Here is a 22,296-nt window from a genome sequence, read left to right on the forward strand (position 1 = left end):
ATGCATTCACTGGCAGCCTACCTGTGATTCCAATGACTTTGAGTATCCCCTTTAGAGTGAAACCACAGGGTTGTTAGCGGCGCTCACTTACCCGAATCACTGACCTGAGTCAGCTCATCGGGATGCATTCACTGGCAGCCTACCTGTGATTCCAATGACTTTGAGTATCCCCTTTAGAGTGAAACCACAGGGTTGTTAGCGGCGCTCACTTACCCGAATCACTGACCTGAGTCAGCTCATCGGGATGCATTCACTGGCAGCCTACCTGTGATTCCAATGACTTTGAGTATCCCCTTTAGAGTGAAACCACAGGGTTGTTAGCGGCGCTCACTTACCCGAATCACTGACTTGAGCCAGCTCATCGGGATGCATTCACTGGCAGCCTACCTGTGATTCCAATGACTTTGAGTATCCCCTTTAGAGTGAAACCACAGGGTTGTTAGCGGCGCTCACTGACCCGAATCACTGACCTGAGTCAGCTCATCGGGATGCGTTCACTGGCAGCCTACCTGCAACTCCAAGTTCTTTGGGTATATACTTCATAGTGAAGCAACCTTCCTCGCCCTCCATTGATGGGGGCATCCTTTCCCTCAGGAGGTCGACAAGATGTCAGCACAAAATCTATTACGCGATCCATTGCACAATCCATTACAAAACCAACGACACAGCGACGGTGTGTACCATATCGGCTATTTTGTTGGTGGTAAATGGCATCAGGCGCAGGACACTTTCGACGTACATAACCCTGCTACCGGCCAGTTGGTGGCGAAAGTGGCTAAATCGGGTACCCAAGAAACTGAAGCCGCGATTAAGGCCGCCAGTGCGGCTTTCCCCGCTTGGCGAAAAACACCCGCCAAGCAGCGGGCGGAAATTCTTCAGCGTTGGTATTTGTTGATTATGGAACATCAGCAATCATTGGCTGAGATAATGGTTTCTGAGCAAGGTAAACCATTGAAAGAAGCCTTAGGCGAGGTCGCCTATGCCGCCAGCTTTATTCAATGGTTTAGTGAGCAGGCCAAACGTGCCAATGGTGAGATTATTCCGCCAGCCAAAGAGGGGGCACGCATTCTGGCTACTCGCGAACCGGTTGGTGTGGTGGCGGCCATCACGCCGTGGAATTTCCCGCTGGCAATGTTAACCCGCAAACTGGGGCCAGCATTGGCTGCCGGTTGTACCGGATTGATTAAACCGGCCAATAACACGCCGTTATCCGCTTTTGCTTTACTGGCATTGGCAGAGCAAGCCGGTGTGCCTGCTGGCGTGCTCAATGGTGTTGCGGGCGATACGCATGCCATCAGTGATGCCATCATGGCCAGCCCGGAAGTGCGTAAAATCTCCTTTACCGGCTCAACCGAAGTTGGCAAAACCTTAATGCGTAATGCCGCAGCCACCATGAAGAAAATTTCCATGGAACTGGGCGGTAACGCGCCGTATATCGTGTTTGATGATGCTGATTTGGATGCCGCAGTTGCTGGTGCGATGGCGTGTAAATTCCGCAATGCCGGGCAGGTGTGCGTGTGCGTCAATCGTTTTTACATTCAGGATGGTGTGTATGACGAGTTTGTCAGCCGTTTAGCCACTGAGGTTAAAAAACTGAATGTTGGTAATGGTATGGATAAAGACGTCAATATGGGGCCATTGATTAATCTCGCCGGGCTGGAGAAAGTTGAGGATCACGTCAAAGATGCGCTTGAAAAGGGCGGTCGCCTGCTGGCGGGGGGCAGTCGTCATCAACTGGGGGGAAATTTCTTCCAGCCTACAGTTATTGCCGATGCTAATGAGCAGATGAAAGTCGCCTCTGAAGAGACATTTGGCCCACTGGCTGCCTGCTTCCGCTTCAAAACCGAAGAGGAAGTTATCAAACGAGCTAATGACACGCCGTTCGGGCTGGCAGCTTACTTCTATACTCAGAATCTGCAACGTGTATTCCGGGTTTCAGATGCGTTGGAAAGCGGTATGATTGGTGTCAATGAAAGTTCAGTTTCTACTGAGCTGGCACCTTTCGGTGGTGTTAAAGAGTCTGGCCTTGGCCGTGAAGGGTCAGTGCTGGGGTTAGATGAGTTTATGGAAGTCAAAACCCTGCATTTGGGTAATTTATAAATTGGATTGGTGAATAAAACGTGGGCATGGGTTATCGCAATGAGCAGCACAACAGCTATTGGCAGCCTGAGGGTTAAGGAGAACCATGAATAAACGACTTATGGCCATTCTGGGCGCAATACTGTTGCTGGCAGTGGCGGCATTGCAGGGGATTGGCGGTGTTACGGCGCGTGATATCGGTCAATCGGCGGATCTGGAACGCCCACCTTTATCGGCATCTGCATCGATTGAACAATTGACCCAGCACCAGCAGGTGGCTAAATACCTACAAGTGCATCATCGCCTGCCGGATTTTTACCTTACCAAGCAGCAGGCGCGTGCGCAGGGCTGGGATCCCAAAGACGGCAATCTGTGTAAAGTATTGCCAGGCAGAGCGATTGGCGGCGATCGTTTTTCTAACCGTGAACGCCAACTGCCTGAGGCGAAAGGCCGTAACTGGCGTGAAGCCGATGTTAATTATCGTTGTGGGCATCGCGGTAGCGATCGTTTGCTGTACTCCAATGATGGCCTGATTTATCTAACTCAGGATCACTACAAGCGTTTCATTCGGATGGAGTGAGAAGATGGTAAAAGTGGTATTTGATTTTGACCATATATCCGATCTTCCTGCATTTTACCGCGCATTTTGCCAAAAATTTGCGCTGAGCGAAGATTTTGGCGCCAATCTGGATGCTCTGTGGGATGTGGTCACAGGTGAGATAGCCTTACCGGTAGAGATTGAATTTATTCATTTCAATCACCGCCACAAACGCCGCTTCGGTGCGATTGTGCTGCTGCTTGAGGAAGCGGAAGAGGAGTTAGCAGGCAGCCTGCGTTTCAATATAGTGTGAATTAGCCTTCTTGAGTCGGGAGCCGAGTCAGACCCGGCCCCGCCCGATTATTGCTGCTTTTCAGACAGTTCACGCAGATATTGGAAGATCTGACGGAATGATTTCGGTGGCTTGTTAGTGGCTTTCTCTTTCTGGGCATTACGTATCAGGCTACGCAGTTGTTGGCGATCCGCATCTGGATATAGATCCAACACCGTAGGGATCGCGACATCACCTTCTTCAACCAAACGGTCACGCAGCATTTCCAGCTTGTGGAACAGCGAGATTTGTTGGTTATGGCGATTTTTCAGCTTATCCAATGCGGTTTGGATAGGTTCTACATCACGGGCACGTAGCATTTTACCAATTAACTGGATCTGGCGGCGGCGGCCTTCTTTCTTGATTTTCTGTGCCAGTTCAACGGCTGCCAGCAGATCTTCATCCAGTTGGATTTTCTCCAGCGCATTTTTACCCAGCTCAACCAGCTCGGTGCCGAGTTCTTTCAGCGCTTCGGCATCACGTTTAATTTCACTTTTACTGACCCAGATAATTTCATCGTCATCTTCGTCTTTATCTTCTGGGACTTCATCTAGCCAATCTTCGGGCTGTTTGTTCATGGTCAAATTCCTTAAAAAGAGGCTAATCGTAGCAGGTTGTTGGCTTTCTGCGAAATAGTACAAAGATCTCTGATAGACTCAGAACCATGGCGTTCTATATTGTATCCGTGTAAGTCGTCGTGTTACGACTCTTTCCTGAACGATTATCTCATTAATTATGGCAGACTGATGAAAGTAGTCACTCAAGTTGCAGAACAGCGTAAAACGCTGGAACAAGCGGTTGCACAGGCTTTGGAATTGGCCCGTGTGGGTTCTGATGCGGCCGAAGTCGCTGTAAGTAAAACCACCGGAATTAGTGTCAGCACTCGCTTTGGTGAAGTGGAAAATGTGGAGTTCAACAGCGATGGTGCGCTGGGAATTACTGTTTATCACCAGCAGCGTAAAGGTAGCGCGTCTACCACCGATTTAAATCCAGATGCAGTCGCCCGCACGGTGCAGGCTGCGCTGGATATTGCTCGTTACACTTCACCTGATCCCTACGCTGGCGCGGCAGATAAATCGCTGCTGGCTTTTGAGGCGCCTGATTTGGACCTGTTCCATCCGAGCGATTTGGATGCAGAACAAGGTATCTTGCTGGCCGCCCGGGCGGAGCAGGCTGCATTGCAGGCCGATAAGCGGATTACCAATACCGAAGGTGGCAGTTTTAACAGCCATTATGGCATCAAGGTGTTTGGTAACAGCCACGGCATGTTACAGAGCTATTGCTCAAGTCGCCATTCGCTTTCCAGCAGCGTTATCGCTGAACATAATGGTGATATGGAGCGAGATTACGCTTATACCATTGGCCGACGGATGGAAGATTTAGCCAGCCCGGAATGGGTTGGTGAGGAGTGCGCTCGTCGTACTTTATCCCGCTTATCGCCACGTAAACTGCCGACCATGCAATCACCGGTGCTGTTTGCCGCTGAAGTGGCGACCGGCTTGTTTGGTCACTTGGTTTCGGCGATCAGCGGCGGCAATATCTACCGTAAATCGACCTTCTTGCTCGATCATTTGGGTAAACAGATTTTACCTGAGTGGTTAACTATTGAAGAGCACCCACATTTACTGCGTGGTCTGGCTTCGACCCCGTTCGATAGTGAAGGTGTGCGTACTTTACAACGGGAAATCGTTAAAGATGGGGTACTGCAAACCTATCTGTTGACCAGCTATTCAGCCCGTAAACTGGGGCTGCAAAGTACCGGTCATGCTGGTGGTATCCATAACTGGCGTATTGCCGGTCAGGGGCAGGATTTCGCCGGGATGCTGAAGCAATTGGACAAAGGTTTGGTGGTAACTGAACTGATGGGCCAGGGAGTCAGTACCGTAACCGGTGACTATTCCCGCGGCGCGGCAGGTTTTTGGGTTGAAAACGGTGAGATTCAGTATCCAGTCAGTGAGATAACGATTGCCGGTAATCTGAAAGATATGCTGCGTAATATTGTCAGCGTAGGCAGTGATATCGAAACCCGCAGTAACATTCAGTGTGGCTCTGTTTTATTACCTGCGATGAAGATTGCGGGCGAATAACATCGTGTAGCTTCACACCTAAAGCTGGCATTGGTTGCTGGCTTTTTTTTTGATTTTTATTCAGCCCTCATCTCATTTCTTAATTGATTACAAGAAATCATTGTCAGTTTCAGTGTCTATTGCCTATGTTAAGTGTGAGCAATGTACTAATGATCAGTATTTCAATAACAATAATCCCATCCCCAATTTGGTCTTGCTGCGAAACCCTGCTGCAACACCACGTTAGAAGGGTATAGAAGGAATGTGAGCATGGGTAAGAAAATGATGGCGTTAATGGCGGCGGTGTTACTCAGCGCCAGCACTTTAGCGATGGCTGCCAGCGTGGCTGATAACATGGAAACCATTGCTGATAATTACGGCAAAGTGTTGAAGGCTGACTCTACTGATGTGATGAAGCAAGGCTTGCAGGCGATGCGTGCAGCGGCGCAGGATGCACAAAAGGGCATACCTACCAAGTTGAAGAGTAAAGGCGAGGGTAGCGCGGAGGTGAAGGATTTCCGTCATGGTTTGGACTTATTTATCGGGCAGATTGATGGTGCGCTGGCATTAGCGAATCAAGGCAAGCTCGATGAAGCTAAAAAAGCAGCGCAAGACTTTAAACCGACCCGCGATACCTACCATAAAAAGTATCGTTAATAATCCCTTTCACCCGAATCACTGACTTGAGTCAGTGATTCGGGGCTTGTCCATTTACCGCCTGGCGGTAACGCCAATGGCTTTGGTAATAGTGTTAGCGGTGATATTCACCGGCTGCTTCTGGCTGGTACAGCAGTTCTAACACAGTAATGCGGGCTTCATCCCCACCTGGTAGCTTCCAACTAATTTCATCATTGACGTGCAGCCCCAGCAATGCCGCGCCCAGCGGAGCCATCACGGAAAGTTGTTCGTTACTGTCTTGTAGCGATGCCGGATACACCAGCGTGCGGATATGCTCTTCCTGGTTATTCAGATCGCGAAAACGCACACGGCTATTCATGGTCACCACATCTGCCGGAATGGCGTTTGGTGGCAGAATTTCTGCACGATCCAGTTCTTCATTGAGCGCTTGAGCGACCACTGTACCGGCAAAAGCCGGTTGCGCCAGTAACGCATCCAAACGTTCAGCATCCAGCTCGTTAATCGTGATGGTTGGCTTGGTCATACCACTCTCCAATTCAATTTCAGCAAAACATAAAAACAACACCCCCACGCCATAGGAGAGGGGGTGTTAGAAAATAGCTTAATATTGATCTGATATTAGGCGCTTCTGACTAGAAAAGAAAGAGATCAGGATCACGAACTTTTTTCCACTACAAACCGCACTGACGTATTTATATAAAAGTTATTTTGTTGTTAATGATTAAGTTAACTATCTAACAGGCGTTTTTTGCGAAAGTGATCCCACCGGTACATTACATTTCCACTTTGAACTGGAAAAAAAGCCGCTACACAGCTATTCCGCTTGCAGGTAGGGTGATGTTACAGCGCAGAGAGAAGATAACTGAACTTATCTTTATCATCAGAAAGTTGTTACAGACCTTAAATAATTCGAGTTGTGGGTAGGCGGCAAAGGAGTGAGTCCCTGAAGTAAATCACTAGGGCGAGAAAACGTAGCCAACGGCCCTACAACCTGAAGTATGACGGATATAGCAAAAATAGGGGATTGCCAGCGTGAATGATGTAGCCGCATTAAATGCCGCCGAGGAACCTGGAAAAGAAGAGGTAATGATTATTACTGAGCGGGTATTAGCTGAAATTACCGCAATGTTAAATAGTGAAAATATTTTTACCAATAAAGTTCAGCAACAAATGTTGACATCACATATCCGTGCCATGGTATTGCGTTCCATAACTGGTGAGCCATTACCTGAAGTGGATAAATCATTATTTGATGAGATTTCAGCACATTCGATGCAAATGGCCCAGCAAGTGGTCGATAAATTTGCCAATTTGCCCATTGAAGAAGCCTATTTGTTGTCGGTGCATTTTGAAGTAGCGAAAGACAATAACCCATAAAACAGTGATCTGGAGAAGTGACTATGAGTCAAATTACCGTTGTGATTGGCGACCGTTTAGGTAAAGGCCAAAAAGTGGGCCAGGGTGTTGAATTGGCTGGTGGCCGCGTAGTGGTTATTCCCGGTGTTGCCGCAGACATGAAATTGGGTGATGTGATGAACAGTGAAAAAGCTGACTTTGGCATTTCATTCTGCGGCAGTGGCGGTGCGGGCGCTATTACGGCGCAAAATAAATATGGTTACAAAGCAAAATACGGCATGCGTTCTGTTGAAGAAGGCGTGACGGCAATAAATGAAGGCTGCAAAGTGCTGGGCTTCGGATTTATGGATAAAGAAGAATTAGGCCAGAGATTAGTCGACGCTTATATCAAGAAATACGGTCAACCGTAATGAAAGAGCAATATACCACTCAGGTGCAAGTGAAAGGTAAAGGCGATACTAAGGAAAAAGCTTTCGCTAATGCACTCGGTAATGTCCAGAATACGGTGTTGAAATCGACACAAAATATTCTGTTACGGATTGAGCCACAAGACGTAAAAGTATTAAACGCAGAATTATCAGTTAAAAATGAGAAGTTTTTATTCTTTTTCCTGCCGCGTGAAAGAAAGACATATAGCGTTGAATTAGATATTACCGTGAACGTGACAATTATTAATACGGATAAGGTCGTCTTCATATCTAAATGAAAAGGATATACTGATGTTTCTAATCATTCTTTTTAAGTCGATTATTATCGGCGGACTGGTCGGTGTGGGGGTAGGTGTTGGGGCCGCCCGTATGTTTCATGCACCGACAATACAGGGGATGGGGGCATTTCGTACCCTGGGCGAACTGAACTCATGCGAGGGAGATCCTGCATCGCACTTCTCCTTTGGATTAGGTTTCTTCTTCAACGCCTGGGCCTCTTCGGTGGCAGCAGGTGCCTTTACTCAGGACGTCGACCACCGCATCATTCCTAACTGGGGTGCCGCCGCATTAATGATTAAAAATCGTAATGTAGCGGAAACCATGCATAACCCGAAAAAGATGGCAATTGCCTGCGGGATTATCGGGGTTATTGTTGTCAGTTTCCTAAACACCACTGCTTCTGCGGTACCAGCAGCATTACAGGTTACGGCCATTAAAGTATTGGTACCAGCAGCAAATATTCTGGTTAACACCGTGATGCCGGTTATTTTCTGGCTGGCGGCTATTGATGCCGGGCGTCGCTCTGGTTTCTGGGCCACTATTTTTGGCGGGTTGGCTCAGCTAATTATGGGTAACGCTGTACCTGGTCTAGTGTTGGGTATTTTAATTGGTAAAGGTGTTGAGGAAAGCGGCTGGAATAAAGTGACTAAGATCATGATGACAGTGATTGTTCTGTTATTTGTGCTCAGTGGTTTCTTCCGCGGATTCGATCTGAAATTCCTGGAGTCATTTAGCCTGAGCGCGCCGGTTTGGCTCGATACCATTCATAACGCATTGAGCGGAAAATAATACAACGAGAGGAGCTTGATGATGGATGAACAAACCAAGAATAATTTCTGGTATGCCGACTGGTCATTTCCGATCTTTGTAGGATTATTATCCTCCGGCGTATTTGCGGGTACTCATATGTATTATTTATATGGTATCGGTGCATTTAACGAAGTGGCATTTGTTTCAATGCTACGTGCTGGTATGGATACCGGTGTTTATGGTGCGGTGGCGGCATTTGGTGCCAGCTTCTTATTCGCCCGTATTATTGAAGGTTCGCTTGTCGGTATTTTAGATATTGGTGGCGCGATTCAAACCGGTGTTGGTCTGGGTGTGCCAGCATTATTACTGGGCGCCGGATTTGTCTTCCCGGTGGCTAATTTTGCCGCCTCACTGGTAACCGGCCTGATTATTGGTTTAGCTATCGGCTATCTGATTATTTTGGCGCGTAAATTTACGATTAACCAAAGTAATTCTACTTATGGTGCCGACGTTATGATGGGGGCCGGTAACTCCTCTGGCCGTTTCCTCGGGCCATTGATTATCCTGTCAGCCATAACAGCATCAATTCCAATTGGGATTGGTTCTTTAGGTGGCGCTTTACTGTTTTATCTGTGGAATAAACCAATTACCGGCGGGGCGATTTTGGGTGCCATGATTTTAGGGTCTATTTTCCCAGTCGCTATTTCATGATGTCAGGGGTAAATATTCAAATTACCGGATATTTACCCTGCTAACACTGCTGCAACGTCAAGTAAGAAGGACATAATGGAGAATAAAGATAATGTATGACTTTATTATCACACGCGCACTATTAGTTGACGGCCGTCAGGTTAATATCGTAATTAATGATGGAAAAATTGTGGCCGTCGATGCGGCTATTACCACTGAAGATAATAATCAAGCCGAGCCTTCAGTTTCTTGCGCTAAAAAAATGTTGGATTTGGCCGGGAAATATTACATCAGTGCTGGCTGGATTGATTCCCATGTGCATTGTTACCCCGCATCTCCTATTTATCATGACGAAGCTGATTTGGTCGGAGTCGCCAGTGGCGTGACGACGGTGGTGGATGCCGGCAGCACTGGTGCCAATGATGTGGATGATTTTTACCGCCTAACCCGTACCGCCAAAACCCATGTTTATGCTTTTCTGAATATTGCGAAAACCGGCATCGTGACGCAAAACGAATTAGCGGATATGGCGCAGATTGATAAGCAAAGTGTCAGTCAGGCTATTGCCCGTAATCCTGGTTTTATTATCGGTATTAAAGCCCGCATGAGCAGCAGCGTGGTCGGTAAAAACGGCATTAAACCGTTGGTGCGAGCCAAAGAGATTCAACAAGAAAATAATCAGCTACCCTTGATGGTACATATTGGCAATAACCCGCCGGACTTGGATGAGATTGCCGACTTGTTAACGCAAGGCGATATTATTACTCACTGCTATAACGGTAAGCCCAATCGTATTCTGACCCCTGCCGGGACCTTGCGTGATTCTATTCAACGCGCATTGAAACGCGGTGTATTACTGGATGTTGGGCATGGCAGTGCCAGTTTCAGCTTTGATGTTGCCGAACTGGCCATCAAGCAAGGTATTTACCCGCACACCATCAGCTCCGACATCTATTGTCGCAACCGTATTAATGGGCCAGTGCACAGCCTGGCGACGGTGATGTCCAAATTTTTCACCCTCGGTTTGAGCCTTAAACAGGTTATTGCTTGTGTGACAGAAAATGCCGCGCAAGCCCTGAATTTGACTCACAAAGGGATGCTGGCAACGGGCTATGACGCTGACCTGACGATTTTTGAGCTGAAACAGCAACCTCAGCTATTCAGTGATTCAGAAGGTAAATCGCTTACCGGTGAGACATATCTGGTGCCACTGGCGGCGGTCGTTGCTGGTGACGTAGTATTAACTGACGAAGGGAAGTCAAAAGATGTCTTCAGTCTATGAAAAATACCAGTTAAAACATGTAATTAATGCTTCTGGTCGCATGACGATGTTGGGCGTTTCAACGCCACGGCAGGATGTGGTTGAGGCGGTAGATTTGGGCCTAAACCATTACTTCGAAATGAAAGATTTGGTCAATAAGACCGGTGCTTACATTGCTGATTTGCTGAATGTTGAGAGCGCGGTGGTTGTCTCCTGTGCTTCTGCCGGTATTGCTCAGTCGGTCGCTGCGGTGATCGTGAAAGATGATGCCAATTTACTGGTTAATCTACATGCTGCCCCGCGCGCAGTGCCACACGAAATTGTTCTGCCGAAGGGCCATAACGTTAACTTCGGTGCGCCGGTCGATACCATGGTGACGCTGGGGGGAGGCAAAGTGGTGGAAGCCGGTTATGCCAACGAATGTTTACCGGAACAGTTGGAAGCGGCGATCACGCCAAATACTGCGGCGATCTTGTATATAAAATCCCACCATTGTGTGCAAAAAAGCATTCTATCCGTTGAGCAAGCGGTAGTGATTGCGCGCAAGCATCAATTGCCATTAATTGTTGATGCGGCCGCAGAAGAAGACTTGCAATGTTATTACCAGATGGGTGCAGATTTGGTGATTTACAGCGGTGCCAAAGCTATTGAAGGGCCAACCAGCGGGCTGGTGTTAGGCAAGAAAACCTATATTGATTGGGTGAAGTTGCAATCAAGTGGTATTGGCCGGGCGATGAAAGTGGGTAAAGAGGGTATTCTCGGCCTGACCCGTGCTATTGAAAGCTATATGACGCTGGAAAAAGAGACCGGCCAGCAAATGGTAGAAAAAATGACACCATTTATCAGTCAGTTAAATACCATTGACGGCGTGTCTGCGAAAGTGGTTTGGGATGCTGCCGGGCGTGATATTGCCCGTACTGAAATCAGTTTTGATGAAGCTAAAATGGGGCGCTCGACACCGGATCTGGTGGATGCGCTGAAAAATGGCGATATTGCTATCTACTTCCGCGCCTATAAAGCTAATGAAGGCAAAATTGAAGTGGATGTGCGCAGTGTCACGCCATCACAACTCGAGATAATTTATACCTGCATTAACCGCCTGGCTAAGGGAGCCTGACCAATGAAACTGACCCCGAATTATTACCGTGACCGGGTGTGCCTGAATGTGTTAGCCGGTTCAAAAGAGAATGCACGCGAGATTTATCAAGCCGCTGAAGGCCATGTCCTGGTGGGGGTGCTATCGAAGAACTATTCTGATGTCGACAGCGCAGTCAAAGATATGCGCGAATACGCGGCTGTTATCGATAATGCCCTGTCGGTAGGGTTGGGCGCGGGGGATCCGAAGCAATCAACAATGGTCAGCCAGATTTCACAGCAGGTGCAACCGCAACATGTGAATCAGGTATTTACTGGTGTTGGCCCAAGTCGTGCTTTATTGGGGCAGCATGATACTGTGGTGAATGGCTTGATTTCACCGACCGGCAAAGTGGGTTACGTAAATATCTCCACCGGGCCACTCAGTTCACAGCAAAAGGAAGCGATTGTTCCAGTGACCACCGCCATTGCTATGTTGAAAGATATGGGCGGCAGTTCGCTAAAGTTTTTCCCAATGAACGGGCTGGACTCTATCGATGAATACCGTTTTGTGGCTGAGGCTTGTGCTGCTACCGGCTTCTGGTTGGAACCCACCGGCGGCATCAGTCTGGATAATTTTGAACAAATCGTACAAATTGCACTGGATGCTGGGGTAACGAAAATTATCCCGCATATCTACAGTTCGATAATCGACAGCAAAACGGGCAATACTCGCCCAGAAGATGTGCGAACCTTATTAGCTATCGTGAAAAAAATAGTACCGTAATTATTTGATTTACCTTATATAAAATCACTAGCGGTGAAGGCCTGTGTTGCCGTGTGAGATAACGCTCCCCCTCTGCCCATGGTGGCGGGGGGATGCCCATACACCCTGAATAACGGAGTGGAGCAGTGAGATTTCCCTATCAACGTCTGGCCTACATGTTCGATGCATTGCAATCGGAAACGCTGCCTCAGGATGAGCTGGCGAAACGTTTTGCGGTTTCGACACGTACCGTGCGGGCAGATATTACGGCGTTGAATGAGATCCTTGAACATTATGGTGCGCACTTTATCCATAACCGTGGCTTTGGCTACCGATTGATGATCGATGATGCTGAACGCTTTCGTGCTCTACAGCAGCAAAACCGCAAAATGCACCTAACCCCGCGAACTGCCAATGAGCGAGTGCATTACCTGTTAATCCGTTTTCTGACCTCTGCTTTTTCATTGAAGCTGGAAGATTTAGCTGATGAATGGTTCGTTAGCCGTGGCACATTGCAAAATGATATGGCTGAGGTGAGAGAAAGGCTAAACCGATACCATCTGACGATTGAAACCAAGCCACGCTACGGCATGAAATTGTTTGGTGCCGAGTTGGCTGTCCGCACGTGTTTGACCGACCTTTTGTTTCAGCTACATCTGCAAGATGCTGATAACCCATTATTAAAAAATGAGTTTCTTAACATTCAGACTATCCCCGAATTAACGGGATTGCTGCATGAGCTATTGGCGCAATATGCGGTACGGCTAACTGATGAGGGTGAGCACTACCTTATTTTCTACTGTGCTGTGGCGATAAAACGCATCGCCGACGGTTATCCGTTATCAGATTTTGATGCCGAAGATGTGGATGAGGCGGTCAAACTCGCCTCCGGCCGTTTGGCAAATGAGTTGAAACTATTATCGGGCAAAGACATTTCGGCAGCAGAAGAAGCGTATTTGCGGGTCAATATTGCCGCCCGCCGAGTGCAAGTCAGTCAGCCTGGTACCAGTCGCCCCAGTGAAATCAACGCCGATGATGAAGAGACATTGGTGGATTACATCCTCTCTTATATCAACGCCCACTATAACTACAATTTGCAGGGCGATAAGCAGTTACGAATTGATTTACTCACCCATATCAAGACCATGATTACGCGGGTGAAGTATCAGATAACTATCCCTAATCCATTGTTATCCAATATAAAACAGCACTATCCGATGGCTTATGACGTAACACTGGCGGCGGTATCCAGTTGGGGCAAATATACGCCTTATAGCTTGAGTGAGAATGAGATAGGCTATCTGGTACTGCACATTGGTGTTGGGTTGGAACGCCATTACAATATTGGTTATCAACGTCACCCACAGGTGATGTTAGTGTGTGATACCGGTAACTCCACTACCCGAATGATTCAGGCACAGATTGTTCGTAAGTATCCGCAGATCGTGATGACACAAACCATTTCCCTGCGTGATTACGAAAATCTCGACCATATCGACGAAGATTTTATTATTTCTAATTCACGTCTGGCGGAAAAGAATAAGCCGGTGGTAGTAATGTCACCGTTTCCGACTGAATATCAGTTAGAACAACTGGGTAAGTTGGTGCTAGTGGATCGCACTCGCCCTTATATGTTGGAAAAGTTTTTCGACAGTAATCATTTTATGATTATCGACCAGCCGATGACACAAGAGCAGTTATTTAAAAAAGTGTGCAGTCAGTTGGAAGAGGAAGGGTTCGTTGATGCGGACTTTTACCCATCGGTGGTGGAGCGTGAGGCGATTGTCTCCACTATGCTGGGGGAGGGGATTGCACTGCCACACTCACTCGGCCTGTTAGCCAAAAAGACCGTGGTGGTTACCCTGTTGGCTCCCAATGGCATTGCCTGGGGTGATGGTGAGGTAGCCCATGTCATTTTCCTGTTAGCTATCAGTAAAACTGACTATGAAGAAGCGATGGCGATTTACGACTTGTTCGTTACTTTTGTGCGAGAGCGTTCAATGAGCCGTTTATTGAGCAGTCAGCATTTTGATAGCTTCAAGGCGATAGCGATTGATTGTTTGAGTCGAATTTGAGTTATGCCAAAGCAAATTTCTAGCGATGGAATAGAAAAGGCTATCCGTGAGTGGTAGACAGCCGTTGAAAAACCGAGGGGCGTTGGGGCGTATCAGCTATGTAGTGATACGGGTTCTGGTTTGTACAATTTAGTCAGATTTGAAATATCGATGCTCTCTTCTGCTTTCCCTAGATCGTAAGCCGCCTGGAGGCGGAGCCACATTGCCGGAGTGCTTCCCAGAACTGCCGTCAGTTTCACAGCCATTTCCGGTGAAAGCGCGGAGTGACAGGAGACAAGCCGCTGCACCGTGGATGGCGCAACACTCACGCGGTTAATAATCAAATCACTGCCAGCCATATCTCCTCACAAACCACCCTTTAACCAACTGCGTTGTCACCATATAGCCGGTTAGGATCACTATCAGCCATGGGAAGTAAGAAAGTGGCAGCGCTTGTAATTGCAGGAACCCAGCCAGTGGAGAGAAGGTTAGCCCGATACCAATAACCACCACCGCCAGTGTCATTAGACACAGCGGCCAAGAGGCACGGCTCTGGATGAAGGGAATTTTACGGGTACGGATCATATGCACAATTAAGGTCTGGGACAGCAGTCCTTCAACAAACCAACCGGATTGGAATAATGTCTGCATTTCTGGCGTATTGGCTTTAAATACCCACCACATCAGGCAAAAAGTCAGTACGTCAAAAATAGAACTTATCGGACCAAAAAACACCATAAATCGCCCCAAATCGCCGGCGTTCCAGCGTTGTGGCTTTGCCAGTTGCTCTTCATCAACGTTATCGAATGGAATAGCAATCTGCGAAATATCGTACAGCAGATTCTGGATTAACAGATGGAGTGGCAGCATGGGTAGGAAGGGCAAAAATGCGCTAGCAATCAGGACGCTGAAGACGTTACCAAAGTTAGAGCTGGCAGTCATCTTGATGTATTTCAGCATGTTGGCAAATGTGCGGCGGCCTTCAATTACCCCTTGCTCCAGCACCATCAGGCTCTTTTCCAACAAGATGATATCGGCGGCTTCTTTAGCAATATCTACTGCTGAATCCACCGAGATCCCAATATCAGCAGCACGCAGTGCCGGTGCATCATTGATGCCATCCCCCATAAAACCGACCACATGACCGGCATTACGCAGGTTCTGTACGATACGTTCTTTGTGTATTGGTGTCAGCTTGGCGAACACCGTGGTGGTGCGGGTGGCCTCCGTCAGTTGTGTCTCCGTCATCTGTTCGATATCACTGCCACGCAAGACATGCTCGACAGATAATCCAACATCTTTACATACCTTACGCGCAACTAACTCGTTGTCACCGGTAAGAATTTTAACGTTAACGCCATTGAGTTTTAGTGCCAGCAGCGCCGGCGCTGTGCTCTCTTTCGGCGGATCGAGAAAGGCGATATACCCTTCCAAGATCAGGTCATATTCATCAATAACAGCATAATCCTGCTGATAAGCTGGCATGATACGGGTGGCAACCGCCACCACTCGCAGTCCTTGCTGGTTCTGTTCATCGGTAATGCGGCGGATGCTTGCCAACAGCGCGTCGGTCAATGGGATAATTTCACTCCCTTGGCGGACATGACGGCAAATGGACAACATCTCTTCCAGCGCGCCTTTACAGATAAGTTCGTGATAATCTGCTTTATCGCTGACCACCACTGACATGCGACGGCGTTCAAAATCGAATGGGATTTCATCGATTTTGCGGTAACCCGCCAGCGTATCGGCTGCCCGAGATTCTGAGTCTTTTGACTCAACCATGGAAGATAACACCGCGACATCCAGCAGATTTTTCAATCCCGTTTGGTAATAACTGTTGAGCCAGGCGTAGTGCAGCACCCGCTCACAATTGGCCCCAAACACATCGGTGTGGCTTTCCAACACAATTTTATCTTGCGTCAGGGTGCCGGTCTTATCGGTACACAGAATATCCATCGCGCCAAAGTTCTGAATAGCATCTAAGCGCTTGACGATCACTTTCTGCCTGGACAGTTTCACCGCCCCTTTTGCCAACGTCGACGTGACGATCATCGGCAGCATTTCCGGGGTTAAACCCACAGCAACCGAGAGCGCGAACAGCGCGGCTTCCCACCAGTCACCTTTGGTAAAGCCGTTTATCAACAACACGATAGGTGTCATGACTAACATAAAGCGAATCAGCAACCAACTGACTTTACTGATGCCACTCTGGAAGGCATTAGGTTGCTCATCCTGATGCGTTACACGCTCTGCCAGCAGACCGAAATAGGTTTGGTTACCGGTGCCCACCACGATAGCCAGTGCCGAACCGCTAACGACATTGGTGCCCATAAAGCACAGCGTGTCTCGTTCGAGTGGATTTTGTTCCTCACACTCACGGCATTGCGCCACTTTCTCAACCGGCAGTGACTCACCGGTTAAGGCGGCCTGACTGATAAACAGATCTTTGGCCACCAGAATACGTAAATCCGCCGGGATCATATCGCCCGCAGATAGTTTGATGATATCGCCAGGCACTAACTGAGAGATCGGTAGCTCACGATGCTCGCTCTTGCCCGTATGGGCATCACTGCGCACCACGGTTGCGGTATTGCTGACCATGGCTTTTAAAGCATCCGCAGCGCGGTTAGAACGTGCTTCCTGGATAAAATGCATCAGGGTGGAAATTAACACCATGGCACCAATCACCAATGCGGCGGTCAGGTCTTCGGTGGCGTAGGAAATCAGAGCCAGAATGGTGAGCAGCAAGTTAAACGGGTTGCGATAGCAGTGCCATAAGTGGACCCACCAACTGGTAGCTTGCTGATTTTCAATGAGATTACTGCCATTTTGCAGGCGAATGGCTGCTGCTTCTTGTTCCGTTAACCCTTCGGGGTGGCTCTGAAAACGCAGATAAAGTTGTGGTGGCGTTTCATTCGCGCACTGCAAACGTTGTTGAGTCAGCGCTGCGGGCAAATCTTTTGTCGCACTTCCCTGCGGCAAGCCATCTAACATGGTTTCCCGGCGAATTAGGCGGCGAGGCAGGTTACGGCTCAACACATTGAGCAACTGCCGGGTGAAATTTTTAACTTGCATGGTTTGAGCCTTACTGTCATGTCACAAAGCCGTTTGTCGGACGGTCTTTATGTTGCGCCCACGGCAAATCTGCCGTAGAGAGAGCAAAAACATCATCAGCAGAAACTAACGCAAGGACGTGCGTAGTGACCGCTTATCAGATTGTTATCCGATAAAGCAGCCACCCTGAATGGGGAATTACCTTACCGGACACACCAAAAGGTGTAGGTCGAGGGAACAGGGTCCACTGGGTAATTAACCTCCGGTTTTATTTAAAGATTGTTAGCGGCTGTCTAACAGCTAAACAGACATTAAACCGCATCACTGTTCTCGCCACGCCAAAGACCACCCCGACGGTAAGATATGCCGTTAGGGCAGTAATATGCTGCGAGTCATTGGGATATCATGCGCTGAGTCTGATTCTGCGCATGCTAGACTTCCCACAACTTCGGTAATATAAATAATCAGTTTATTATATGTTTCCAAACCTAAACATTAGGTAAACCATGCAAAACCGTTTGACCATAAAGGACATTGCCCGCATGAGTGGAGTTGGAAAATCCACGGTTTCACGGGTATTGAATAACGAAGGTAGCGTCAGTCCACAAACTCGTGAACGAGTGGAAGCTGTCATCCGTCAGCAGGGATTTACCCCGTCCAAATCAGCCCGAGCCATGCGGGGTCAGAGTGATAAAGTTGTGGGTATTATTGTCTCGCGTCTGGATTCGCCATCTGAAAATCAGGCGGTGCGCACGATGCTGCCACTGTTCTATCAGCAAGGTTATGACCCTATCCTGATGGAGAGCCAGTTTGATCCTGAATTAGTCAGTGAACATTTACATGTGTTGCAACAGCGCCATGTAGATGGCGTCATTTTGTTTGGTTTCACTGGGTTAACCGCAGAAATGCTCTCGCCATGGCAGGAACGAATGGTGGTGCTGGCGCGCGAGTATGCGGGTTTTTCTTCCGTATGCTACGACGACGACGGGGCAGTGCGCTTGTTAATGGATAAATTACGTCACGCGGGGCATCGGCATATTAGCTATATTGGCGTGCAGCCGTCGGATGCCACTACCGGTATGCGTCGTCATCAATCTTATCTTGATTACAGCCAACAACATGGCCTGCTACCGACAGTTGCACTGGGTGAACTGAGTTATCAAAGTGGCTTCCAGCTCGCACCTCAGGTGATAAAACCCGATACCTCGGCGCTGGTGTGTGCCTCTGACACTATCGCTATGGGGGTGAGTAAGTATTTACAACAGCAGAGCCTGCAACACATTCAGGTCTGCGGCATTGGTAATACACCGCTGTTGCACTTTTTGTTCCCAAATACCCTGTCAGTCGAGCTGGGTTATGGCACCGCAGGAGTGAAAGCCGCCCAACAATTACTTGATCAACTTAATCATAGTCAATCAATTCAACAAATTATCATTCCTGGTCAACTGGCCTGATTCTTCTTTTCTCGACGTGATGCTATCTGAAATCCCACCCTGTGTGGTGGGAGTGCGTGATGGGCGAACCCATGGTTTACGGCCAATAACATCATAAAAAGTTGTCAAATTGTGATCTCTAACGCAAGTTGGGAACGTTCCCATTCCATAAAAATCAATACATAGCTAATCTTTAATGAGCTGTATATTTAACAGGCTATCGATGTATTTTTTCTTTAAGACTGACCCTACTGCTTTTATTAAGAAAAACGAATAAGTCGCACGTTATCTCACCTTTACGAAAGGTACGTTGAAATGAGCAAAGTAAAACAACAAGATATCGATCAATTGATCGTACTGGTGGGAGGCAGAGATAATATTGCCACCGTCAGCCACTGCATTACCCGGCTACGCTTTGTGTTGAATGACCCCTCTAAAGCTTCACCTAAAGAAATTGAAAATCTGTCGATGGTTAAAGGTTGCTTTACTAATGCCGGGCAATTTCAAGTGGTTATCGGGCCTGAAGTTGACGATTACTATCAAGCGCTGATTGCTAAAATTGGCCTGAATGAAGTGGATAAAGAGCAGACCAAACTGGCTGCACGGCAGAACATGACTTGGTTTGAACGTGGTATTTCTCACTTTGCCGAGATTTTCTTCCCGTTGCTGCCAGCGCTGATCAGCGGAGGCTTGATTCTTGGCTTCCGTAATGTGATTGGCGATATTCCGATGTCTGATGGCAAAACGCTGGCACAGATGTATCCGGCATGGAAAACCATTTACGACTTTCTCTGGTTGCTGGGCGAAGCCATCTTCTTCTACCTACCGGTGGCTATCTGCTGGTCGACAGTGAAGAAAATGGGGGGCACCCCGGTATTGGGGATTGTGTTGGGTATCACCTTGGTATCACCACAACTGATGAATTCCTACCTGCTGGGGCAACAGATCCCCGAAGTTTGGAACTTTGGCTGGTTTACCATTGAGAAAGTAGGTTATCAGGCACAGGTCATTCCATCAATTTTGGCGGGTTTGGCGCTGGGTTGGATTGAAACTAATCTGAAGAAAATCATTCCAGCCTATCTTTATTTGGTGGTGGTGCCGGTAGTTTCCCTGTTGCTGGCGGTATTCCTCGCCCATACGCTTATCGGGCCATTTGGTCGCATGATTGGTGATGGTGTGGCCTGGGGAGTGAAAGCTGTTATGACAGGCAGCTTCGCGCCGATTGGTGCCGCACTGTTTGGCTTCTTGTATGCGCCGCTAGTCATTACCGGTGTGCATCAGACCACGTTAGCCATTGATATGCAGATGATTCAGAGCATGGGCGGTACACCGGTATGGCCGCTGATTGCGCTGTCTAACATCGCACAGGCATCTGCGGTATTGGGCATTATTATCATTAGCCGCAAGATCAATGAGCGCGAAATATCGGTACCTGCGGCAATTTCAGCCTATCTGGGTGTCACAGAACCGGCAATGTACGGTATCAACCTCAAATATCGCTTCCCGATGTTGTGCGCCATGATTGGTTCTGCGTTGGCGGGCCTCATTTGTGGTCTGACTGGGGTGATGGCGAACGGTATTGGTGTCGGTGGCCTGCCTGGTATTTTATCCATCAAACCACAGTTCTGGGCGATTTATGCTGTGGCAATGTTAGTGGCGATCGTGGTGCCATTGGTGCTGACTATACTGGTTTACAAACGTAAAGAGAGTCGTGGCGAATTACCGGTCTAAATCGTATTTCTCCGCCAAAGGTTATCCTGTGGCGGAGCTGTTTCTTTAATTTTCTCTGTTTTTACTACGAATAAGAGTCTGCTATGAATAATCCTATCCCTTGGTGGCAAAACGGCGTCATTTATCAGATTTACCCGAAGAGTTTTCAGGATAGCACCGGTAATGGCTATGGTGACCTGGCTGGCGTGACGCAACGGTTGGATTATCTGCACAAACTCGGCGTTGATGCCCTCTGGTTGACACCGGTTTATGTCTCGCCACAAGTGGATAACGGCTATGACGTTGCCGACTACTGTGCCATTGACCCTGCTTACGGCAGCTTAGATGATTTCAAAACTTTGGTTGCGGCTGCTCATCAGCGGGGTATTCGTATCGTAATGGATATGGTGTTCAATCATACCTCGACTGAACATGCCTGGTTTAAAGCATCAGCGGAGCGCAACAGCCCGTACCGTCAGTTCTATATTTGGCGTGATGGTGAGGGTGATAATTTACCGAATAACTGGCGCTCGAAATTTGGTGGTAATGCCTGGCAATGGCATGCTGAAAGCGGCCAATATTATCTGCACCTGTTCGCTACCGAGCAGGCGGATCTTAATTGGGAGCACCAGCCGGTACGTGATGAACTGAAGAAAGTGTGCGAGTTTTGGGCTGATATTGGTGTGGATGGTTTGCGCCTGGATGTAATTAATCTGGTATCCAAACAGCAAGACTTCCCGGATGATTTTGCGGGTGATGGCCGCCGTTTCTATACCGATGGCCCCCGTATCCACGAATTTTTACAAGAAATGAGCCGTGATGTGTTTCAACCGCGCGGCCTGATGACAGTTGGCGAGATGTCGTCCACCCGCCTTGAGCATTGCCAGCGTTATGCCGCATTGGGCGGGGATGAGCTGTCGATGACCTTTAATTTCCATCATCTAAAAGTGGATTATCTTAATGGGGCCAAATGGTCGCTAATGCCGCCGGATCGGGTGGAACTCAAACAGATATTTAACCAGTGGCAGCAGGGGATGCATAACCGTGCGTGGAACGCGTTGTTCTGGTGTAATCACGACCAGCCGCGCATTGTATCGCGCTTTGGTGACGAAGGTGCACTGCGCGTGCCAGCGGCCAAGATGCTGGCAATGGTGCTGCATGGTATGCAAGGTACGCCATATATCTACCAAGGCGAAGAGATTGGCATGACCAATCCTAATTTTACCTCGATTAATCAATACCGTGATGTCGAAAGTCTGAATATGTTTGCTGAGCTGAGTGCACAAGATCGCGATCCTGACGAGTTATTAGCGATTCTGGCAGCCAAATCTCGTGATAATAGTCGTACCCCGATGCAATGGGATCGCAGCCGTAATGCCGGTTTCAGTCAGGGAACCCCATGGATCGAACCCTGCAGTAACTATGCTGAAATTAATGTTGATAGCGCGCTGGCTGATGCTGACTCGGTGTTTTATGCCTATCAATATTTGATAGCCCTGCGTAAACAACATGATGTGTTCACTTTTGGTGACTATCGTGATCTCTGCCCGCAACATCCAGAGTTGTGGTGCTACTTGCGCCACTGGCAGGGTAAACAGTTGTTGGTGGTGGCTAACCTGAGCGGTGAACCGCAACAGTGGCAGCCAGAGGAGATTGCGCTGGACGGTAACTGGCAATTGTTGATGAGCAGCTACGGCGAAAGTGCTTTCCAGCCGCAGGAGATGGTGTTGCGGGCATATGAGGGGATTTATTGGGTGAGGGAATGATTTAGTTCAGATCAGTGGC

At 48.3% G+C, this 22,296-nt stretch carries 21 protein-coding genes; 17 read left to right on the top strand and 4 right to left on the bottom strand.

From position 1 onward, the window contains the following. Positions 1-606: 606 nt before the first annotated feature. From V2A84_RS21265 to V2A84_RS21275, 3 genes are all read left to right on the top strand, one after another. Positions 607-2,100 (top strand): NAD-dependent succinate-semialdehyde dehydrogenase, encoded by a 1,494-nt coding sequence (locus V2A84_RS21265; protein ID WP_083162212.1) that lies wholly within the window; start codon positions 607-609, stop codon positions 2,098-2,100. An 85-nt stretch (positions 2,101-2,185) separates the two neighbouring features. Continuing rightward, positions 2,186-2,659: a ribonuclease gene (locus V2A84_RS21270; protein ID WP_193784767.1), complete on the top strand. Its 474-nt coding sequence runs from the start codon at positions 2,186-2,188 to the stop codon at positions 2,657-2,659. 4 nt (positions 2,660-2,663) lie between these two features. Continuing rightward, positions 2,664-2,930, top strand: a complete 267-nt coding sequence (locus tag V2A84_RS21275; protein ID WP_083162214.1) for a barstar family protein — start codon at positions 2,664-2,666, stop codon at positions 2,928-2,930. A gap of 47 nt (positions 2,931-2,977) precedes the next feature. On the opposite strand, the gene yjgA is transcribed toward V2A84_RS21275, so the two are convergent. Then, positions 2,978-3,526, bottom strand: coding sequence for a ribosome biogenesis factor YjgA (gene yjgA / locus V2A84_RS21280; RefSeq protein WP_083162216.1), 549 nt, complete (start codon positions 3,524-3,526; stop codon positions 2,978-2,980). Positions 3,527-3,694: 168 nt separating this feature from the next. Between yjgA and pmbA the strand changes: the two genes are divergently transcribed. Both pmbA and cybC read left to right on the top strand, forming a co-directional pair. Continuing rightward, on the top strand, positions 3,695-5,035 hold the full coding sequence (gene pmbA / locus V2A84_RS21285; RefSeq protein ID WP_083162218.1) for a metalloprotease PmbA: 1,341 nt from the start codon (positions 3,695-3,697) through the stop codon (positions 5,033-5,035). A 249-nt stretch (positions 5,036-5,284) separates the two neighbouring features. Next, complete coding sequence (cybC, locus tag V2A84_RS21290) at positions 5,285-5,671, top strand: cytochrome b562 (protein ID WP_083162220.1); 387 nt, start codon at positions 5,285-5,287, stop codon at positions 5,669-5,671. 94 nt (positions 5,672-5,765) lie between these two features. On the opposite strand, the gene rnk is transcribed toward cybC, so the two are convergent. Continuing rightward, on the bottom strand, positions 5,766-6,176 hold the full coding sequence (gene rnk, locus V2A84_RS21295; RefSeq protein ID WP_083164033.1) for a nucleoside diphosphate kinase regulator: 411 nt from the start codon (positions 6,174-6,176) through the stop codon (positions 5,766-5,768). A gap of 509 nt (positions 6,177-6,685) precedes the next feature. Here rnk and V2A84_RS21300 point away from each other — a divergent pair. The 9 genes from V2A84_RS21300 to V2A84_RS21340 all read left to right on the top strand — a co-directional run bounded on the left by V2A84_RS21300 (position 6,686) and on the right by V2A84_RS21340 (position 14,332). After that, complete coding sequence (locus V2A84_RS21300) at positions 6,686-7,030, top strand: PRD domain-containing protein (protein WP_083162222.1); 345 nt, start codon at positions 6,686-6,688, stop codon at positions 7,028-7,030. A 23-nt stretch (positions 7,031-7,053) separates the two neighbouring features. After that, entirely contained in the window at positions 7,054-7,419 is a 366-nt protein-coding gene (locus V2A84_RS21305; protein WP_083162224.1) for a glycine-rich SFCGS family protein, read from the top strand. Further along, complete coding sequence (locus V2A84_RS21310) at positions 7,419-7,715, top strand: DUF4312 family protein (protein ID WP_083162226.1); 297 nt, start codon at positions 7,419-7,421, stop codon at positions 7,713-7,715. The genes V2A84_RS21305 and V2A84_RS21310 overlap by 1 nt, the downstream gene beginning before the upstream one ends. Before the next feature lie 13 nt (positions 7,716-7,728). Next, a complete protein-coding gene (locus tag V2A84_RS21315) occupies positions 7,729-8,505 on the top strand; it encodes a DUF4311 domain-containing protein (protein WP_004392358.1) in 777 nt (258 codons plus the stop codon). A gap of 21 nt (positions 8,506-8,526) precedes the next feature. Then, on the top strand, positions 8,527-9,177 hold the full coding sequence (locus V2A84_RS21320) for a DUF4310 family protein (RefSeq protein WP_032896643.1): 651 nt from the start codon (positions 8,527-8,529) through the stop codon (positions 9,175-9,177). Positions 9,178-9,268: 91 nt separating this feature from the next. After that, on the top strand, positions 9,269-10,438 hold the full coding sequence (locus tag V2A84_RS21325) for an amidohydrolase/deacetylase family metallohydrolase (RefSeq protein WP_083162228.1): 1,170 nt from the start codon (positions 9,269-9,271) through the stop codon (positions 10,436-10,438). Beyond that, positions 10,422-11,534 carry a DgaE family pyridoxal phosphate-dependent ammonia lyase gene (locus tag V2A84_RS21330; RefSeq protein WP_083162230.1) on the top strand — a complete coding sequence of 371 codons (1,113 nt, stop codon included), beginning with the start codon at positions 10,422-10,424 and terminating at the stop codon, positions 11,532-11,534. Before V2A84_RS21325 ends, V2A84_RS21330 begins: the two co-directional genes overlap by 17 nt. Positions 11,535-11,537: 3 nt before the next feature. Continuing rightward, on the top strand, positions 11,538-12,278 hold the full coding sequence (gene dagF / locus V2A84_RS21335; protein ID WP_083162232.1) for a 2-dehydro-3-deoxy-phosphogluconate aldolase: 741 nt from the start codon (positions 11,538-11,540) through the stop codon (positions 12,276-12,278). A 125-nt stretch (positions 12,279-12,403) separates the two neighbouring features. Further along, positions 12,404-14,332, top strand: a complete 1,929-nt coding sequence (locus V2A84_RS21340) for a BglG family transcription antiterminator (protein WP_083162234.1) — start codon at positions 12,404-12,406, stop codon at positions 14,330-14,332. 92 nt (positions 14,333-14,424) lie between these two features. On the opposite strand, the gene V2A84_RS21345 is transcribed toward V2A84_RS21340, so the two are convergent. Both V2A84_RS21345 and mgtA read right to left on the bottom strand, forming a co-directional pair. After that, a complete protein-coding gene (locus V2A84_RS21345; RefSeq protein ID WP_083162236.1) occupies positions 14,425-14,670 on the bottom strand; it encodes a HigA family addiction module antitoxin in 246 nt (81 codons plus the stop codon). After that, positions 14,657-17,389, bottom strand: coding sequence for a magnesium-translocating P-type ATPase (gene mgtA / locus V2A84_RS21350; protein ID WP_442849050.1), 2,733 nt, complete (start codon positions 17,387-17,389; stop codon positions 14,657-14,659). The genes V2A84_RS21345 and mgtA overlap by 14 nt, the downstream gene beginning before the upstream one ends. A gap of 485 nt (positions 17,390-17,874) precedes the next feature. Here mgtA and treR point away from each other — a divergent pair, with 485 nt between their 5' ends. The 3 genes from treR (at position 17,875) to treC (ending at position 22,277) form a co-directional block, all read left to right on the top strand. Then, positions 17,875-18,822, top strand: a complete 948-nt coding sequence (gene treR / locus V2A84_RS21355; protein WP_083162240.1) for a trehalose operon repressor TreR — start codon at positions 17,875-17,877, stop codon at positions 18,820-18,822. A 294-nt stretch (positions 18,823-19,116) separates the two neighbouring features. Next, entirely contained in the window at positions 19,117-20,532 is a 1,416-nt protein-coding gene (gene treB, locus V2A84_RS21360) for a PTS trehalose transporter subunit IIBC (protein WP_083162242.1), read from the top strand. An 83-nt stretch (positions 20,533-20,615) separates the two neighbouring features. Beyond that, positions 20,616-22,277 (top strand): alpha,alpha-phosphotrehalase, encoded by a 1,662-nt coding sequence (gene treC / locus V2A84_RS21365; RefSeq protein WP_083162244.1) that lies wholly within the window; start codon positions 20,616-20,618, stop codon positions 22,275-22,277. Positions 22,278-22,296: the final 19 nt, after the last annotated feature.

The organism is Yersinia sp. 2553 StPb PI, assembly GCF_052217105.1.
Classification (GTDB): domain Bacteria; phylum Pseudomonadota; class Gammaproteobacteria; order Enterobacterales; family Enterobacteriaceae; genus Yersinia; species Yersinia enterocolitica_E.

Coding starts and splice junctions, on each gene's coding strand:
- V2A84_RS21265 (WP_083162212.1), top strand. CDS start 607: ATGTCAGCACAAAATCTATTACGCGATCCATTGCACAATCCATTACAA.
- V2A84_RS21270 (WP_193784767.1), top strand. CDS start 2,186: ATGAATAAACGACTTATGGCCATTCTGGGCGCAATACTGTTGCTGGCA.
- V2A84_RS21275 (WP_083162214.1), top strand. CDS start 2,664: ATGGTAAAAGTGGTATTTGATTTTGACCATATATCCGATCTTCCTGCA.
- yjgA (WP_083162216.1), bottom strand. CDS start 3,526: ATGAACAAACAGCCCGAAGATTGGCTAGATGAAGTCCCAGAAGATAAA.
- pmbA (WP_083162218.1), top strand. CDS start 3,695: ATGAAAGTAGTCACTCAAGTTGCAGAACAGCGTAAAACGCTGGAACAA.
- cybC (WP_083162220.1), top strand. CDS start 5,285: ATGGGTAAGAAAATGATGGCGTTAATGGCGGCGGTGTTACTCAGCGCC.
- rnk (WP_083164033.1), bottom strand. CDS start 6,176: ATGACCAAGCCAACCATCACGATTAACGAGCTGGATGCTGAACGTTTG.
- V2A84_RS21305 (WP_083162224.1), top strand. CDS start 7,054: ATGAGTCAAATTACCGTTGTGATTGGCGACCGTTTAGGTAAAGGCCAA.
- V2A84_RS21310 (WP_083162226.1), top strand. CDS start 7,419: ATGAAAGAGCAATATACCACTCAGGTGCAAGTGAAAGGTAAAGGCGAT.
- V2A84_RS21315 (WP_004392358.1), top strand. CDS start 7,729: ATGTTTCTAATCATTCTTTTTAAGTCGATTATTATCGGCGGACTGGTC.
- V2A84_RS21320 (WP_032896643.1), top strand. CDS start 8,527: ATGGATGAACAAACCAAGAATAATTTCTGGTATGCCGACTGGTCATTT.
- V2A84_RS21325 (WP_083162228.1), top strand. CDS start 9,269: ATGTATGACTTTATTATCACACGCGCACTATTAGTTGACGGCCGTCAG.
- V2A84_RS21330 (WP_083162230.1), top strand. CDS start 10,422: ATGTCTTCAGTCTATGAAAAATACCAGTTAAAACATGTAATTAATGCT.
- dagF (WP_083162232.1), top strand. CDS start 11,538: ATGAAACTGACCCCGAATTATTACCGTGACCGGGTGTGCCTGAATGTG.
- V2A84_RS21345 (WP_083162236.1), bottom strand. CDS start 14,670: ATGGCTGGCAGTGATTTGATTATTAACCGCGTGAGTGTTGCGCCATCC.
- mgtA (WP_442849050.1), bottom strand. CDS start 17,389: ATGCAAGTTAAAAATTTCACCCGGCAGTTGCTCAATGTGTTGAGCCGT.
- treR (WP_083162240.1), top strand. CDS start 17,875: ATGCAAAACCGTTTGACCATAAAGGACATTGCCCGCATGAGTGGAGTT.
- treB (WP_083162242.1), top strand. CDS start 19,117: ATGAGCAAAGTAAAACAACAAGATATCGATCAATTGATCGTACTGGTG.
- treC (WP_083162244.1), top strand. CDS start 20,616: ATGAATAATCCTATCCCTTGGTGGCAAAACGGCGTCATTTATCAGATT.